Source organism: Heliobacterium chlorum, from assembly GCF_014502795.1.
GTDB lineage: Bacteria > Bacillota > Desulfitobacteriia > Heliobacteriales > Heliobacteriaceae > Heliobacterium > Heliobacterium chlorum.
Window position 1 is genome coordinate 1 of the sequence record NZ_JACVHF010000103.1, and the last position, 1133, is coordinate 1133.

General features: G+C 41.7%; 1 protein-coding gene. It reads left to right on the forward strand.

Features of this window, described 5'->3' with window-relative positions; translation table 11 throughout:
• Nucleotides 1-177: 177 nt before the first annotated feature.
• Nucleotides 178-1133: APC family permease (locus H1S01_RS20305; protein WP_188042166.1), on the forward strand; the 956-nt coding region annotated here is incomplete at its 3' end.

Below are 1133 nucleotides of genomic sequence, written 5' to 3' on the forward strand. Positions count from 1 at the left end.
TAGCAGAAGCAGAGACACGGTTTTTCGAATGCAAATTCTAAATAAGGAGTGTTAACCTGTTCGTCAGGCTGTCTCATGAAACTACCTTTTTTTACCGATTACCAGACGGTCATTTCATTGGATGTTATTTGCCTATTTGGGGACGATATTATCGATTTTTACTAGGGAGGAAGCAGCTTGCTTCGAAGACTTCTTATAGGGAGTAAACTTCATAACAAACAGCTTTCTCATGAGACGATGAGTAAGCCAAAGGCCTTAGCTATTTTTGCATCAGACGCACTTAGCTCTGTAGCCTACGCAACTGAAGAGATACTTCTTGTTCTGGCAGTTTTAAGCCAGCTTGCATTTCGCTATTTACCCCCCATCGCACTTTGTATTGCGTTACTATTATTTACCGTTATTCTTTCCTATACCCATGTTATCCGAACGTATCCTGAGGGTGGAGGTGCATATTCAGTTGCCAAAGAGTTTCTGGGGCCTACTTATGGCTGTATTATTGGGGCGTCTTTGGTCATTGACTATGTTTTAACCATTGCCGTAAGTATCTCTTCCGGAACTGCGGCTATAACTTCGGCATTCCCGTGGCTATTTCCTTATGCTGTCTATATAGCGGTTTTTTTCATCATTTTGTTAACGATTATTAATTTACGAGGAATCAGCGAATCTGCGAATTTACTTGCCTACCCTCCGTATCTGTTTATTCTCTCTATGTTAGTTCTGATTGTTACCGGTTTTTACCGTTTTCTATCTGGTGACCTTGCTCCCAACTTAAGACCGTATGAAGAGCACGCTGCAAATTTAGGGAACCTTGTTTTTGTGTGGATCCTGTTAAAAGCTTTTGCAGGAGGGTGTACTGCTCTAACCGGTGTTGAAGCTGTTGCGGATGGCGTCCCTTCATTTAAGGAACCAAAAGAAAGCAACGCCATTAAGGTTTTATTTTCCTTAGGCAGTCTCTCCGTTATTCTGTTTGGAGGAATAAGTATTCTAGCTGGTTGGACACATGTTTTACCCCAACATGGTGAGACACTCGTTTCTCAAATAGCCGAAATGGTTTTTGGCGGCAGGAACCTGATGTACTATATTTTACAAGCCGCTACTGCTATCATTCTCATTTTAGCAGCTAATACTGCTTT